This window comes from Bordetella genomosp. 8, assembly GCF_002119685.1.
In the GTDB taxonomy this organism is placed as follows: Bacteria; Pseudomonadota; Gammaproteobacteria; order Burkholderiales; family Burkholderiaceae_B; genus Bordetella_C.
In genome coordinates this window covers 3,966,313-3,980,859 of record NZ_CP021108.1, presented here as the reverse complement: position 1 = coordinate 3,980,859, position 14,547 = coordinate 3,966,313, and the positions used below count along the sequence as shown (strand labels likewise).

Here is a 14,547-nt window from a genome sequence, read left to right as displayed (position 1 = left end):
CGGCGGGGCGCAGGCAAGCTATGCCCGGCGTGGCAATTCAGGTATGCAAGACGGTCGCGCGCCTACCCGTGCACCTACAGCATGATCGCGCCGCGCCAGACGCCGTCCTGCACCAATTGTCTTGCCAGTTGGACCAGCGTCACCCGGGTCGCGAGCGCGGAGGGCGACAGTTCGTCGTCGGAGAAGCTGGCCAGCAGGCAACGCCTGCGCATCGACGGATCCTCGATCGGTATCGCCCGCAGCAGCTGGTCGTCCGCCATGGTCTCGCCGTCCGGCGCCAGCATGGACAACACGGCGCCCGGCTGGACCGTCGCGCCCAGGCCCGCGCGCACCGCGCGCATCAGGCTATGGGCTCCCTCGATCTCCAGGACCACGTTGGGGCTGAGTTTCTCCGCGTTGAAGCTGGCCGTCATCAGGTCGCGCAGCGCGTGGCTGTTGCCGGGCATGATCAAGGGCAGGTCGCCGATCTGGCTGACCTTGACGCTCCTGGCCGTGGCCAGCGTGGGCGGCAGGCCGGCCAGGTCCTTGCGCGCCACGACGAACAGCCTTTCATCGACCAGCGGCGTCACGCTCCAGCGCTTGGGATCGTAGGCTTCGAAAAGCAGCGCCAGATCCAGCTGGCGTGAATTGAGCAGGGCGGCCAGGTGCGCGGTCAGGCCCTCGACGATCCGGACGCGGATGGCGGGGTAGCGTTCCCGCATGATCGACAGCAGCGGCACCGTCAGGACGGCCGCGGTGGTGGTGGCCATGCCTATGCTGACCTGGCCGGAAAACCTGCCTTGGCGGGCGACCGCCGCCGCGGTGTCGACCTGCCGCAGGATGACCTGCGCCTGGTGCCAGAAATCCAGTCCGGCTTCGGTCGGAAAGACCCCGGTCGAGCGTCGCTGCAGCAGCCTGGTCGCGAGTTCGCTTTCGAGCTGGCTGATCTGCTGGCTGAGCGTGGAGGTGGCGATACCCAGCTCCAGCGCCGCCCGTCCCATGCTGCTGAGCTCGACCACACGGACGAAGGATCGAAGTTGTCTGAGTTCCATGGAGAGATCGCCTGGTGCCTCGGCCGGGCTGCCCGGGCCGCGCAAGCATAGCATTCCAGGGGCCGCCGTTCATTTGCGCCGAACGGCCGTTTGGCCGGGCCGAATGCGCGTTGCGGGCGAAGCCGGCACACTAGCCGGCCTTGAGATAAATACAAAAAAAGGCGCCGGCGCGAACCTTTGACCGGAGACACCACGCAGCGTTTGCGAGGCGCTCGCGGCCATCGGACCGTCCCGGCGCAGAGACATCGATGGCATCGCAGACCAGACCCAGGGCACTCGAGCGCATTTTTTCCCTAGACGATTTCCAGCGGCAGGCGCGCCGCCGCCTGCCGCGCGCCGTCTACGAATACGTGGCCGGCGGCACCGAAGACACGCACACCCTGCGGGAGAACCGCGCGGTGTTCGAGGAGCATCTCCTGGTGACCCGCGTGATGCGCGACGTGTCCCGGCGATCCGTGGCCACCAACCTGTTCGGCGAACAGTGGTCGGCGCCTTTCGGCATCTGCCCCATGGGCCTGTCGGCGCTGGCCGCCTACCGCGGCGACGTTGCCCTGGCGCGCGCCGCGCAGGCCTTCCATATCCCCATGATCGTCAGCGGCACGTCGACGATACGCATGGAAGACGTCTACGCCGCCAACCCGGATGCCTGGTTCCAGGCCTACCTGCCCGGCGATATCGAACGCACGATGCCGCTGGTGGAGCGCGTGAAGGCAGCCGGGTACCGGACCCTGGTCCTGACCTTCGACACCTTCATCGGCGCCAGCCGGGAAAACCAGGTCCGCGCCGGGTTCACGACGCCGCTGCGGCCCAGCCTGTCGCTGGCCTGGGATGGGCTGTCGCACCCGGGCTGGCTGGCCAAGGTGTTCCTGCGCACGCTGCTGCGCACCGGCATGCCGCATTTCGAGAACTCCTTCGCGACCCGTGGCGCCCCGATCATTTCCGCGACCGCGATACGCGACCACGCGCCCAAGGACCATATGGACTGGGAGCGCTTTTCCCTGATACGCGAATCCTGGCGCGGCAAGCTGATCGTCAAGGGCCTGCTGCATCCCGAGGATTGCCGCATCGCCCGCGATCGCGGCGCCGACGGGATCATCGTATCCAACCACGGCGGGCGCCAGCTGGACGGCAGCCCGTCGTCGGTACGCATGCTGCCGGCCGTCATCGCCGCGCTGGAGAGCTCGGGCCCGCGCATTCCCGTGATGGTGGATGGCGGCTTCCGGCGCGGCACGGATGTCATCAAGGCACTGGCCCTGGGCGCGGATTTCGTCTTCGTCGGCCGGCCGTTCAACTTCGCCAACGTCGTCGCCGGCGAGGCCGGCGTGCTGCACGCCGCCAAGCTGTTGCGCGACGAGGTTTTCCGCGCGCTGGGGATGGTCGGATACAACGCCATCGCGGAACTCGCACATGCGCGCGACGATGGCGTCCTGCTTGCGGCCGGGCCGGCTGTCCGCCGCCTTTGAATATCAGAACAACACTACACACGGAGATGTTGAACATGAAGTTCCGCTTACCCCTGCAAGGCTTTTCGCTCAAGGCCGTGATGTTCGGCTGTTCGCTGCTGGCGGCTTCCGCCGCCGTGACCGCACAGGCGCAGTCCTCGGCCGCCGACAAGTACCCCGACCATCCCATCAAGCTGGTGGTCGGCTACGCGCCCGGCGGCGGCAACGATGTCGCCGCGCGCCTGCTCGCCAAGGAACTGGCGAAGATCATCCACGGCAACATCGTGGTGGAAAACCGGCCCGGCGCCGGCACCAATATCGGCGCGTCGTATGTCGCGCGCTCCGCGCCGGACGGCTATACGCTGTCGCTGTCGTCGACGGCGCTGGCGATCAACGTCACGCTGTACAAGAAGCTGGACTATGACGCGGTCAAGGATTTCGAGCCGGTGGCGATCTTCGCCGAGGCGCCCAACCTGCTGCTGGTCAATCCCAAGCTGCCCGTCAAGTCGGTCAGCGACCTGATCGCCTACGGCAAGGCACACCCGGGCAAGCTGAATTTCTCCTCTGCCGGCAGCGGCAGTACCCAGCACCTGGCCGGCGAGCTGTTCAAGAAGATCGGCGGTTTCGACGCCACGCACATCCCGTACAAGGGATCCGCGCCGGCGCTCACCGCCGTCATCGGCGGCGAGGCGGACTTCACCTTCATCAACATTCCCAGCAGCAAGCAGCTGATCGAAAGCGGCCAGTTGAGGGCCCTGGCGATCACCAGCGCCAAGCGCTTTCCCGCCGTGCCCAACATCCCCACCATGGAAGAAGCGGGCGTCAAGGGCATGAACGTGGCGACCTGGTATTCCATCGTCGCGCCCGCCGGCACGCCGCAGCCCATCGTCGACAAGCTGAACAAGGCGGTCAACCAGGCCATGACGGAGCCCGAGCTGCGCCAGCGCTTCGAAGACCTGGGCATGGCGCCGATGAACGAATCGCCGGCGTTCTTCAAGAAATTCCTGGCCGACGAGATCACGCGGTGGCGCGTCATCGTCCAGGAATCCCACGCGTCGGTGGATTGAGCGGCGGGGCGGGGCGCCAGCGCCCGACGGCGCCGGCCTGCCTCGCCTAGTTGTTACGAAACCCAAGACAGACGGTCCGGTTGGTGGTCTACTCGGTGCTTTGGCGGTATGCAGTGTGTTGTCGAGGGTAGATCATGAAAGATAAATGCGTGCTCATAACGGGCGCCACCAAGGGAATCGGTTGGGCGTTGACGCGCCGTCTGGCGGACATGGGTTGCCATGTCGTCGGCATCGCCCGCCACACCGGCGATGTCGATTTTCCGGGCTATCTCTATGCCTGCGACCTGTCGGACGCCGGCAAGACGGAAGAAACGCTGCGCGAAATACGCGACAAGTATCCGGTCGACGCCGTGGTCAACAACGTCGGCCTGGTATTGCCCCAGCCGCTGGGGGCCATCGAACTGGCGTCGCTGTACAACGTGCTGGACCTGAACGTGCGCGTCGCCGTGCAGGTTGCCCAGGCCTTCGTCGAATCGATGAAGGTGCGGCGCGCCGGCCGCATCGTCAACGTCGTCAGCCGCGCGATCCACGGCGGTTATGACCGCACCAGCTATTCCGCCGCCAAGAACGCCCTGGTCGGGTGTACGCGCAGCTGGGCACTCGAATTGGCGGAATACGGCATCACCGTGAACGCGGTGTCGCCCGGACCCATCGAAACCGAACTGTTCCGCGCCAGCCGTCCGGTCGGCAGCGATGCCGAAAAGCGCATCCTGTCGGGTATCCCGATGAAGCGTATCGGCGCGCCCGCCGACGTCGCCGCGGCGATCGCCTTCCTGCTGTCGGACGACGCCAGCTATATCACCGGCCAGATCCTGGCGGTGGATGGCGGCGGCAGCATCGCGGGGCGCTAGGCGCGTTCCAGGCGGCGCTTATCGGCCGCCGTCCTTCGCCATGCCGGTACACTGCCGGCATGGCCAAATCACGAACCGTCTACGTCTGCGCCGAATGCGGCGGCACCAGCCCGAAATGGCAGGGCAAGTGCCCGCATTGCGGCGCCTGGAACACCCTGTCGGAAACCCTGGAAGCCGCCGCCCCCGGGGCGGCCGCGTCGCATCGCTATGCGCCGTTGGCGGCGTCCAGCCCGGTGCGCAGCCTGGCCGAGATCGAAGCGCGCGAAGTACCGCGCCAGCCCACCGGACTGGACGAGTTCGACCGGGTGCTGGGCGGCGGCCTGGTGGCCGGTGCCGTCGTGCTGATCGGGGGGGACCCCGGCATCGGCAAGTCCACCTTGCTGCTGCAGGCCCTGGCATCGCTGTCCGAAACCGCCAACGTGCTGTATGTCACCGGCGAAGAATCGGCCGAACAGGTGGCGCTGCGTGCGCGCCGTCTGGGCCTGAGCACCGGCAACGTCAATCTGCTGGCGGAAATCCGCCTGGAAGCCATCCAGGCCGCCGTCACCGAGCAGAAGCCGTCCGTGGCGGTCATCGACTCGATACAGACGCTGTACAGCGGCGAACTCACCGCCGCGCCCGGCTCGGTTTCCCAAGTGCGCGAGTGCGCCGCCCAATTGACGCGGCTGGCCAAGCAGACCGGCATCGCCATCGTGATGATCGGCCACGTCACCAAGGATGGCGCGCTGGCGGGCCCGCGGGTGCTGGAACACATCGTCGACACGGTGCTGTATTTCGAAGGGGACACGCACTCGTCCTTCCGCCTGGTGCGCGCCTTCAAGAACCGCTTCGGCGCCGTCAACGAACTGGGCGTGTTCGCGATGACCGATCGCGGCCTGCGCGGCGTGGCGAATCCGTCGGCGCTGTTCCTGTCGCAGCACGATCGCCAGGTGGCGGGCTCCTGCGTGATGGTCACGCAGGAAGGAACGCGTCCGCTGCTGGTGGAAATCCAGGCCCTGGTCGATGGCGTGCAGGGTTCCAATCCCAGGCGGCTGACGGTGGGCCTGGAAAGCAATCGGCTGGCGATGCTGCTGGCGGTGCTGCATCGGCATGCCGGCGTGGTCACCTCGGACCAGGACGTCTTCGTCAACGCGGTCGGCGGCGTGCGCATCACCGAGCCGGCGGCGGACCTGCCGGTATTGCTTTCCATCATCTCGTCGCTACGCGACAGGCCCTTGCCGCGCGGCCTGGTCGCCTTCGGCGAAGTCGGCCTGGCCGGCGAAATCCGTCCCGCGCCGCGCGGCCAGGAACGCCTGCGCGAAGCCGCCAAGCTGGGCTTCAGCGTTGCGCTGATTCCCAAGGCCAACGCGCCACGGCAGCCGATCGAAGGATTGGAGGTATGGGCCGTGGATCGCCTGGAACATGCGCTGGACAGATTGAAGAACGGGTAACGTGCGACGGCCCCGGGCGCTGGCATCGCACTCGCATCGCGTGTGAGTGGCGTGTGAGTGGCGCTTGTGTCGCGCGGACACCGTCCGTTCTGTGTCGGCCTTTCAGCATGCAGACGGCAATTTGAAAGCGCGGCGAAGGAAAAGCCCGCCGCATCGTCCGCAACTATGTCCAAATCGCAGATCATGCAATTTTTTTTGCGTGTCGTGAAACCTTCGCGGGGGTGCTTGCTCCAAGGCTGTACGGGGATCACGGCAACCGGCCGTGCCCGTGGGATGAGGCCACGTGGCCTTGCTTAATCTGGAGTTTTTAAATGACGAACCGCTCCCGTATTGCTACGTTTTTGACCGCGTCCGCCCTGTGCCTGGGTCTGACCGCCGCCCCGGCGGTGTTCGCCGCCGACGCCGGCACCACCGCCAAGCCGGCCAAGACGACCACGCACAAGCACAAGGCCAAGTCGGGCACGAAGGCCAAGAAGTCGGCGACCCCCGCGACGCCGGCAACGCCCGCGGCCAAGTAAGCCAGGGCCCGTTCCCGCGCTGTGGCAGTCCCAGGGGCGAAGCTTCCGTGAGGGAGCTTCGCCTTTTTCCTTTTTTGCCTTAGCCAGCGAACTGTCAGGTTACGATAGGGTCATGCACGATACATCCGCCGCTCGTCCATACGCCGCCGCTCCCGCGGCCGTAGCCACAGGCCTGGCTTCCAACATCCGGCTGGGGGCGCGCACGCTGCTGCGCGACTGGCGCTCGGGCGAGTTGCGGCTGCTGCTGGTCGCGCTGATCGTCGCCGTGGCGGCGGTGACCAGTGTCGGCTTCCTGGCCGATCGCGTGGGTCGCGCGCTGGAGCGCGACGCCGCCCAGATGCTGGGCGGCGACATCGTGCTGGACGCCGACGAACCCGTTCCGCCGGCTTTCGAGCGCCAGGCCGTGGACCTCGGGCTGCGACTCGTCCACACCTATCAGTTTCCATCGATGGCGTCGGCCGACCAGGCGGCGCAACTGGTCTCGCTGAAAGCGGTGGACGAAGGCTATCCCCTGCGCGGCAGCCTGCGCACGGCCGTCGCGCCCGCCGGCGCGGAAAGCGCCACGCGGGGCATACCCGAACGCGGCACCGTCTGGGTGGATCCGCAACTGCTGGCCGCGCTGCGCCTGAAAATGGGCGACACGATCGCGCTGGGTGACAGCCGCTTTCGCATTTCGCGCGTCGTTACCTACGAACCGGATCGCGGTATGTCGTTCGTCAACCTGTCGCCGCGCGTCCTGATGCGCGCCGACGAGTTGCCCGCCACCGGCCTGCTGGCACCCGGCAGCCGCGTCGACTACGGCCTGCTCGCGGCCGGCGACGCGCCGGCCGTATCGGCATACAAGCAGTGGCTGGGCACCCATCTGCAACGCGGGCAGCGGCTGGCCACCGTCGAGTCGGGGCGGCCGGAAATCCGCCGGGTGCTGGATCGCGCCCAGCGCTTCCTGTCGCTGGTCGCCTTGCTCGCCGTTTTGATCTCCGCCGTGGCGGTGGCCCTGGCCGCGACGCGCTTCATGCTGCGGCATCGGGATGGCATCGCGGTCATGCGCTGCCTGGGCGCCACGCAAGCGCAGGTGACGCGCGTGCTGTCCGTCGAGTTCGTGCTTGTCGGCCTGGCCGGATCGGTGCTGGGCGGGCTGGCGGGCTATGTCGTCCATCTGGGGCTGTTGTCCATGCTGGGCCGCATGGCCGGCGTGGACCTGCCGCCGCCATCCGTCATCCCAGCCGCCCAGGGCCTGGCCACCGGCATGTGGTTGCTGCTGGGCTTCGCCCTGCCGTCCCTGGCCCAGTTGCGTCACGTCCCGCCCGCGCGGGTCCTGCGCCGCGATGCCGCCGGGGTGCGCATGGGCAGCGTGCTGGGCTATGCCGTGGGCGCCATCGGCTTCGCGCTGCTGATCTGGTGGTTCGCCGGCGACGCGCAACTGGGCGCGGTGGTGGCTGGTGGCTTCCTCGGCGCTTTCGCGGCCTACGCGCTGGTCGCCTGGCTGTGCGTGCAGGCCCTGGCGCGCCTGCGGCGTGCCGCCAACGGCATGCCGGCGCTGCGTTTCGCGCTGGCCGGCGTGGTGCGGCGGCGCGCGGCCACGGTCACGCAGGTGTGCGCTTTGGCCATCGGCCTGATGGCGCTGTTGCTGCTGGCCATGACACGCACCGACCTGATCGCCGGCTGGCAGCGCACGCTGCCGCCCGACGCCCCCAACCGCTTCCTGATCAATATCCAGCCCGACCAACGCGAGGCCGTCGCCGCCGCGCTGACGGGCGCCGGCGTCGCCGACGTCACGTTGTTTCCCATGATCCGCGGCCGCCTCGTCGCGGTGAACGGCCGGCAGGTGTCCTCGGCGGACTACACGGAAGATCGCGCCCGCCGGCTGGTGGACCGCGAATTCAACCTGTCGTACGCCGATCGCATGCCGTCCTACAACGTCCTCCAGTCGGGCCGCTGGATGGCGCCGGATTCGCGCGAAGTGTCCATGGAATCCGGCATTTCCCGCACCCTGGGCCTGAACATGGGCGACAAGCTGACCTTCGACATCGCGGGCCAGCAGGTCGACGTCACGGTCACCAGCATGCGGGGCGTGGACTGGGACACGATGCGGGCCAATTTCTTCGCCATGCTGTCGCCCGGCGTGCTGGCCGATGCGCCGCAGAGCTGGATCACGTCTTTCCGCCTGCCGCCGGGGCAGGCCGGCTTGCTGCCGGCGCTGGTCCAGCGCTTCCCCAACCTGACCGTGTTCGATGTGGACGCCATCCTGCGCCAATTGCAGGACGTGCTGGACCAGGTCGCGCAGGCGGTGCAGCTGCTGTTCGGCTTCACCCTGGCGGCCGGCGTGCTGGTGCTGACAGCGGCGCTTGCCGCCACCCGCGACGAACGCGTGCGCGAAGCCGCCGTGCTGCGCGCACTGGGCGCCACCCGGCAGCAACTGGCCCGCGCCCAGCGCATCGAGTTGCTGGCGGTGGGTGGGCTGGCTGGCGTACTCGCCGCGGCTGGCGCCAGCGCGGTCGCCTGGGCGCTGTCGCAGCGGGTCTTCGATTTCGACGTCACCTTCAGCCTGTGGCCATGGCTGGCAGGCGCCGCCGCGGGCATGCTGGGCGCCTGGGCCGGCGGCGCGCTGGCCTTGCGCGGCGTACTCCGCACGCCGCCACTGGTCACCCTGAGAGAAGCAACATGACTACCACCACGCGGGTCGAACCCATCTTCGAGCCCCTGGACCATACCCGCACGATTTTCGAGCTGCTGGGCGGCGAGGACGCCGTGCGCACCCTGGTCAACCGCTTCTATGACCTGATGGACATGGAAGAAGATTTCACCGCGCTGCGGGCGGCCCATGGTCCCAGCCTGGATTCCGCGCGCGAAAAGCTTTTCCTGTTCCTGTGTGGCTATTTCGGCGGGCCGGATCATTACGTCCAGCGCTACGGCCATCCACGCCTGCGCGCGCGCCACCTGCCGTTTTCCATCGGCGAGATCGAGCGCGACCAGTGGGTGGCCTGCATGGGCCGCGCCATGCAGGACCTGCAAGTCCCCGCGCCCCTGGCGGATCGTCTTCTCCATGCGTTCTATGGCACCGCGGACTGGATGCGCAACCGTGCCGGCTGACGTGCGCCGGCTGGCGTGGGATGGCACGCGCCCTGGCGCCATGTGCTTTGACGTGGCGCGCATCGCGCAGCCAGGCCCGGAACTTTTCGATCCCGGTCACTATGGCGAGCACGCCAGCACGGTACAGGCGGGCGGCCGCCAGGCCGCCTGGTTCGTGGACGGCGGCTTCGGCCATGGCGTGCTGCGCCATTACCGGCGCGGCGGCATGGTCGCGCGGCTGAGCCGGCAGCGCTACGTATGGCTGGGCGAGGCGCGCACCCGCTGCTTCATGGAATTCCAGTTGCTGGAATCCCTGGCATCGCAAGGCCTGCCCGTGCCCGCGCCCCTGGCCGCGGGCTATTGGCGGGTGGGGCGCCTGGGCTACGAGGCCGCCATCCTGGTGGCGCGCCTGCCGGACGTGCGGCCGTTGGCCGCCTTGCTGGACCAGCCGGTGTGGGACGTGGCGGCCGATGCCATCGCGCGCATGCACCAGGCCGGCGTCTGGCACGCCGACCTGAACGCGTACAACATCCTGGTGGACGCGCGCGGCAAGGCCTGGATCATCGATTTCGACCGCGGCCGGCAAGGCGGGGTGACACGCGCCGGCCAACGCCGCAACATCGAACGGCTGCGCCGTTCCCTGGAAAAAGTCGCCGGGGCGGCGGGGCTCGCGTTCTTCCAGAAATTGGACCATTCCTACAGAGAGCGAATGGCGCGGGCGCCGGCCTGACTCCCGCGGGAAAACGAATTATCATTTTGCCTTTGCGCGCGGGCACCGTCCCGCAATAATTTTCCTGGCAAGGGGCTCTGGGACATGGGTATCAACTCGGGTGCAATCGCGGGTGCACGCTACGCGGCGTTGGCTTTGGTGGCGCTGGCGGTGGCGGGCGCGGCCAAGGCGCAGGAAAACGTCGTCAACGTCTACAACTGGGCCGAATATACCGCGCCCGACACCATTCCCGGCTTCGAACGGGAAACCGGCATCAAGGTGCGCTACGACACCTACGACAACAACGACACCTTGCAGGCCAAGCTGCTGACCGGCAAGTCCGGCTACGACGTCGTCGTCCCGTCCACCCACTATGCCTCGCGCCAGCTGCAAGGCGGCCTGTTCCAGCCGCTGGACAAGGCCAAGATGCCCAACCTGCAATATCTGGATCCCGAGGTCATGGCCTTGGTGGCGCAGGTCGATCCCGGCAACAAGTACTTCGTGCCCTGGGGCTACGGCACCAATGGGCTGGGCTACAACGTCACCAAGGTCCAGCAGATCATGGGCAAGGATGCGCCGCTGAACAGTTGGGACATGCTGTTCAAGCCGGAAAATGCCGCCAAGCTCAAGGACTGCGGCATTTCGGTTCTCGACGAGGCCGCCCAGGTGTTCCCGGCCGTGCTGCACTATATCGGCAAGGATCCCAACAGCAGCAATCCGGACGACTACAAGGCCGCCTTCGAAGTTCTCAAGAAGATCCGCCCGTACATCCGGCAGTTCAGTTCGTCGGGCTATATCGATGAAATGGCCTCCGGCGATCTGTGCATGGTCTACGGGTTTTCCGGCGATGTCATGATCGCGCGCGACCGCGCCCGCCAGAACAAGCAGACCTTCGACGTCAATTACTTCATCCCGCAAGGCGGCGCGCCCGCCTGGTTCGACGTGATGGCCGTGCCCAAGGATGCGCCGCATCCCGAAAACGCGATGAAGTTCATCAACTACATCGAGACGCCGCAGGTGCACGCGGCGATCACCAACAAGATGTTCTACCCCAACGCCAACAAGGAAGCACGCAAGTACGTCGTCAAGGACGTGGCCGACAATCCCATGATCTATCCGCCGGCGGACGTTTCCAAGACGCTGTACGTCATCAAGGCGCAACCCATCAACATCCTGCGCCTGCAAACCCGCATGTGGGCCGAACTGAAGTCCGGGCGTTGAGCATCATGAATGACAGCCGTTACGCGGCCTCCCACGTGGCGGATTCCGATGAATTCGTGCGCGTGTCGGATCTGGTGAAAATCTTCGGCGACACCGTCGCCGTGCGCTCGGTGAATCTGTCTGTCCGGCGCAACGAGCTGTTTGCCTTGCTGGGCAGCTCGGGCTGCGGCAAGTCCACCTTGCTGCGCATGCTGGCGGGCTTCGAGGAAGCCACCTCCGGCCAGGTGCTGCTGGACGGCGAGGACATCACCGACATGCCGCCGTACCGGCGCCCCGTCAACATGATGTTCCAGTCGTATGCGCTGTTCCCGCACATGACGGTGGAAGCCAACGTGGCCTTCGGGCTCAAGCAGGAAGGCGTGGACCGTGCCGAAATCCACGATCGCGTGTTCGAGGCGCTGAACCTGGTGCAGATGGCCGGTTATTCGCGCCGCAAGCCGCACCAGTTGTCCGGCGGACAGCAGCAGCGCGTCGCGCTGGCGCGCAGCCTGGTCAAGCGCCCCAAGCTGCTGCTGCTGGACGAACCCATGTCGGCGCTGGACAAGCAGATCCGCCAGGCCACGCAGATCGAGCTGGTGCGCATCCTGGAACAGGTCGGCGTGACCTGCATCATGGTCACGCACGACCAGGAAGAAGCCATGACCATGGCCAACCGGCTCGCGGTCATGACGGAAGGCCAGATCGTCCAGGTCGGCACGCCGCAGGACGTCTACGAATTCCCCAACTCGCGCTTCGTCGCCGGCTTCATCGGCAGCACGAACCTGTTTTCCGGCACCATCGTGGTCGACGAGCCCGACCACGTCGCCATCGAGTCCGACCAGCTGTCGCGCCAGTTGTACGTCAGCCATGGCGTGAGCGAACCGCTGGGCATGCAGGTATACGTATCGATCCGCCCGGAGCGCATCGTGGTGTCGCGCGACCAGCCGGAAAGCATCTACAACTGGGCGCATGGCGCCGTCACCCACATGGCCTGGATGGGCAGCTACGCGCTGTACCACATCCGCCTGGATTCCGGCATGACGGTGGAAGCCACCGTGCCCCGGCAGGTGTTCGCGCAGGATGACGCGCCGGCCATCCACGAAGAAGTCTACGTGGCCTGGGACGCGGAAAGCGCGACGGTGCTGCCTTCATGAACATCATGCCGCTGCGTCGTTTGCTGCCGTCGCCGCGCGCGCTGGCCATCGTGCCGCCATACGCCTGGCTGGCCCTGTTCCTGCTGGTGCCGTTCCTGCTCGTGCTCAAGATCAGCTTCGCCGATCTGCAGTTCGGCGTGCCGCCGTATACGCCGCTGCTGGAGCTCAAGGACGAAGCGCTGAACTTCAGCCTGCACCTGCGCGGCTACGCGCTGCTGTTCACCGACAGCCTCTACCTGGCCACTTACCTGAGCTCGGTCAAGATCGCCGCCATCAGTACCCTGTGCTGCGTGCTGATCGGCTATCCCATGGCGTATTACATCGCGCGCTCGGCCCCCGCCACGCGCAATCTGCTGCTGCTGGGCGTGATCCTGCCGTTCTGGACCTCGCTGCTGCTGCGGGTCTACGCATGGGTCGGCATCCTGCGCAATGACGGCCTGCTCAACAAGCTGCTGCTGGCGCTGGGCATCATTTCGCAGCCGCTGGAAATCTACCGGACCGACCTCGCCGTCTACATCGGCATGGTGTATTCCTACCTGCCGTTCTTCATCCTGCCGCTGTACGCCAACCTCGTAAAGATGGACCTGCGCCTGCTGGAAGCCGCCTACGACCTGGGCGCGCGGCCCTGGCAGGCCTTCTGGCAGATCACCGTGCCGCTGTCGCGGCCGGGCGTGATCGCCGGCGCCATGCTGGTATTCATCCCGGCCGTGGGCGAATACGTGATCCCCGAAATGCTGGGCGGCGCGAATACGCTGATGATGGGCCGCGTCATGTGGAGCGAGTTCTTCAACAACGCCGACTGGCCCATGGCCGCGGCCGTCACCTGCGTGATGGTCCTGCTGTTGCTGGTCCCGCTGTCGCTGTTCCAGTACAACCAGGTCAGGCAGGTCGAAACGGGCCGGGAGTCCAGGCAATGAAGGGGCCTCATCGCGGCATGCGCGCGCTGGCGCTGGGGCTGGGCTTCGCCTTCCTGTATATCCCCATCCTGAGCCTGGTGGCGTTTTCGTTCAACGATTCGCCGCTGGTCACGTCGTGGTCGGGCTTCTCGTTCAAGTGGTACGGATCGCTGTTCCGCGACGACGCCTTGCTGGGCGCGGCCTGGCTGTCGTTCCGCATCGCCGCGCTGGCGGCCACCGCCGCCACCATCATCGGCACCTGGGCGGGCTACGTCCTGGCGCGCATGGGGCGCTTCCGCGGCTTTTCGCTGTATATCGGCATGCTGAGCGCGCCGCTGGTCATCCCGGAGGTCGTCATCGGCATCTCCATGCTGCTGATGTTTGTCGAAGTGCGCACCACCATCGGTTGGCCGGAAAACGGCATCTTCACCATCTGGGCGGGGCATACCACCTTCTGCATGGCATTCGTCGCCGTCATCATCCAGTCCCGCGTGCGCGACCTCGATCGTTCGCTGGAAGAAGCGGCCCTGGACCTGGGCGCCACGCCGCTGAAGGTGTTCTTCACCATCACGCTGCCCCTGATCGCGCCGGCGCTGGCGTCGGCGTGGCTGCTGGCCTTCACCCTGTCGCTGGACGACGTGATCCTGTCGTCCTTCCTGTCCGGCCCGGGCTACACCACGCTGCCGATCGAAGTGTTTTCGCGGGTGCGCCTGGGGCTGAAGCCCGAGGTCAATGCGCTCGCGGCGCTTTTCATTCTGATCGTCGGCGTGTGCGTGGTGGCGGCCAACCACCTGCAGCGGCGCGCCGCCTTGAAGGGGACCCAATGAAACAGACCGTACTGTACGGCCTCAAGCAATGCAGCACCTGCGTCAAGGCGCGTACCTGGCTGGACGACCACGGCGTCAAGCACGATTTCGTCGATTACCGCGACCACCCCGTTGCCGCCGGCACCCTCAAGCAGTGGGCCGAGCAGGTGGGGGGCTGGGAAAAGCTGGTGAACCGGACGTCCATGACCTGGCGCGCCTTGCCCGAAGCCCGCAAGGCGGCGGCCAGCGATGGCGAATGGCAGGCCCTGATCGCCGAGTATCCGGCGCTGGTGCGGCGCCCGGTGACGGTCACGCCGGATGGCGCCGTCAGCGTCGGTTTCTCGGAAAAGCGCTACACGGAACGTTTTGCCTGA

The 14,547-nt window shown here is 66.8% G+C and carries 14 protein-coding genes; 13 read left to right on the top strand and 1 reads right to left on the bottom strand.

The window, feature by feature from the left end; translation table 11 throughout:
- Nucleotides 1-74: 74 nt before the first annotated feature.
- Nucleotides 75-1,031, bottom strand: coding sequence for a LysR substrate-binding domain-containing protein (locus CAL12_RS18115; protein WP_086065902.1), 957 nt, complete (start codon nt 1,029-1,031; stop codon nt 75-77).
- Nucleotides 1,032-1,279: 248 nt separating this feature from the next.
- On the opposite strand from CAL12_RS18115, the gene CAL12_RS18110 reads away from it, so the two are divergent.
- The 13 genes from CAL12_RS18110 to CAL12_RS18050 all read left to right on the top strand — a co-directional run bounded on the left by CAL12_RS18110 (nt 1,280) and on the right by CAL12_RS18050 (nt 14,547).
- On the top strand, nt 1,280-2,494 hold the full coding sequence (locus CAL12_RS18110; protein WP_086065901.1) for an alpha-hydroxy acid oxidase: 1,215 nt from the start codon (nt 1,280-1,282) through the stop codon (nt 2,492-2,494).
- Nucleotides 2,495-2,529: 35 nt separating this feature from the next.
- Nucleotides 2,530-3,540, top strand: a complete 1,011-nt coding sequence (locus CAL12_RS18105) for a tripartite tricarboxylate transporter substrate binding protein (protein ID WP_157793026.1) — start codon at nt 2,530-2,532, stop codon at nt 3,538-3,540.
- Nucleotides 3,541-3,674: 134 nt separating this feature from the next.
- The gene (locus CAL12_RS18100; protein WP_086065899.1) at nt 3,675-4,391 is read left to right on the top strand and encodes an SDR family oxidoreductase; all 717 of its coding nucleotides are present in this window, start codon (nt 3,675-3,677) and stop codon (nt 4,389-4,391) included.
- A 59-nt stretch (nt 4,392-4,450) separates the two neighbouring features.
- Nucleotides 4,451-5,821 carry a DNA repair protein RadA gene (radA, locus tag CAL12_RS18095; protein ID WP_086065898.1) on the top strand — a complete coding sequence of 457 codons (1,371 nt, stop codon included), beginning with the start codon at nt 4,451-4,453 and terminating at the stop codon, nt 5,819-5,821.
- 311 nt (nt 5,822-6,132) lie between these two features.
- A complete protein-coding gene (locus CAL12_RS18090; protein ID WP_086065897.1) occupies nt 6,133-6,339 on the top strand; it encodes a hypothetical protein in 207 nt (68 codons plus the stop codon).
- 112 nt (nt 6,340-6,451) lie between these two features.
- The gene (locus CAL12_RS18085) at nt 6,452-9,004 is read left to right on the top strand and encodes an ABC transporter permease (RefSeq protein WP_157793025.1); all 2,553 of its coding nucleotides are present in this window, start codon (nt 6,452-6,454) and stop codon (nt 9,002-9,004) included.
- Nucleotides 9,001-9,429, top strand: a complete 429-nt coding sequence (locus CAL12_RS18080) for a group II truncated hemoglobin (protein WP_086065896.1) — start codon at nt 9,001-9,003, stop codon at nt 9,427-9,429. Before CAL12_RS18085 ends, CAL12_RS18080 begins: the two co-directional genes overlap by 4 nt.
- Nucleotides 9,419-10,138, top strand: coding sequence for a 3-deoxy-D-manno-octulosonic acid kinase (locus CAL12_RS18075; protein WP_086065895.1), 720 nt, complete (start codon nt 9,419-9,421; stop codon nt 10,136-10,138). The genes CAL12_RS18080 and CAL12_RS18075 overlap by 11 nt, the downstream gene beginning before the upstream one ends.
- 84 nt (nt 10,139-10,222) lie before the next feature.
- Complete coding sequence (locus CAL12_RS18070; protein WP_086065894.1) at nt 10,223-11,338, top strand: polyamine ABC transporter substrate-binding protein; 1,116 nt, start codon at nt 10,223-10,225, stop codon at nt 11,336-11,338.
- Between the two features lie 5 nt (nt 11,339-11,343).
- Nucleotides 11,344-12,471, top strand: coding sequence for an ABC transporter ATP-binding protein (locus CAL12_RS18065; RefSeq protein ID WP_086067967.1), 1,128 nt, complete (start codon nt 11,344-11,346; stop codon nt 12,469-12,471).
- Between the two features lie 5 nt (nt 12,472-12,476).
- Nucleotides 12,477-13,388 (top strand): ABC transporter permease subunit, encoded by a 912-nt coding sequence (locus CAL12_RS18060; protein ID WP_086067966.1) that lies wholly within the window; start codon nt 12,477-12,479, stop codon nt 13,386-13,388.
- A complete protein-coding gene (locus CAL12_RS18055; RefSeq protein WP_086065893.1) occupies nt 13,385-14,194 on the top strand; it encodes an ABC transporter permease subunit in 810 nt (269 codons plus the stop codon). Before CAL12_RS18060 ends, CAL12_RS18055 begins: the two co-directional genes overlap by 4 nt.
- Complete coding sequence (locus CAL12_RS18050; protein ID WP_086065892.1) at nt 14,191-14,547, top strand: arsenate reductase; 357 nt, start codon at nt 14,191-14,193, stop codon at nt 14,545-14,547. The genes CAL12_RS18055 and CAL12_RS18050 overlap by 4 nt, the downstream gene beginning before the upstream one ends.

Excerpts from the sequence above, each read along its gene's own strand:
- CAL12_RS18115 (WP_086065902.1), bottom strand. The coding sequence starts at position 1,031 with ATGGAACTCAGACAACTTCGATCCTTCGTCCGTGTGGTCGAGCTCAGC.
- CAL12_RS18110 (WP_086065901.1), top strand. The coding sequence starts at position 1,280 with ATGGCATCGCAGACCAGACCCAGGGCACTCGAGCGCATTTTTTCCCTA.
- CAL12_RS18105 (WP_157793026.1), top strand. The coding sequence starts at position 2,530 with ATGAAGTTCCGCTTACCCCTGCAAGGCTTTTCGCTCAAGGCCGTGATG.
- CAL12_RS18100 (WP_086065899.1), top strand. The coding sequence starts at position 3,675 with ATGAAAGATAAATGCGTGCTCATAACGGGCGCCACCAAGGGAATCGGT.
- radA (WP_086065898.1), top strand. The coding sequence starts at position 4,451 with ATGGCCAAATCACGAACCGTCTACGTCTGCGCCGAATGCGGCGGCACC.
- CAL12_RS18090 (WP_086065897.1), top strand. The coding sequence starts at position 6,133 with ATGACGAACCGCTCCCGTATTGCTACGTTTTTGACCGCGTCCGCCCTG.
- CAL12_RS18085 (WP_157793025.1), top strand. The coding sequence starts at position 6,452 with ATGCACGATACATCCGCCGCTCGTCCATACGCCGCCGCTCCCGCGGCC.
- CAL12_RS18080 (WP_086065896.1), top strand. The coding sequence starts at position 9,001 with ATGACTACCACCACGCGGGTCGAACCCATCTTCGAGCCCCTGGACCAT.
- CAL12_RS18070 (WP_086065894.1), top strand. The coding sequence starts at position 10,223 with ATGGGTATCAACTCGGGTGCAATCGCGGGTGCACGCTACGCGGCGTTG.
- CAL12_RS18065 (WP_086067967.1), top strand. The coding sequence starts at position 11,344 with ATGAATGACAGCCGTTACGCGGCCTCCCACGTGGCGGATTCCGATGAA.
- CAL12_RS18060 (WP_086067966.1), top strand. The coding sequence starts at position 12,477 with ATGCCGCTGCGTCGTTTGCTGCCGTCGCCGCGCGCGCTGGCCATCGTG.
- CAL12_RS18055 (WP_086065893.1), top strand. The coding sequence starts at position 13,385 with ATGAAGGGGCCTCATCGCGGCATGCGCGCGCTGGCGCTGGGGCTGGGC.
- CAL12_RS18050 (WP_086065892.1), top strand. The coding sequence starts at position 14,191 with ATGAAACAGACCGTACTGTACGGCCTCAAGCAATGCAGCACCTGCGTC.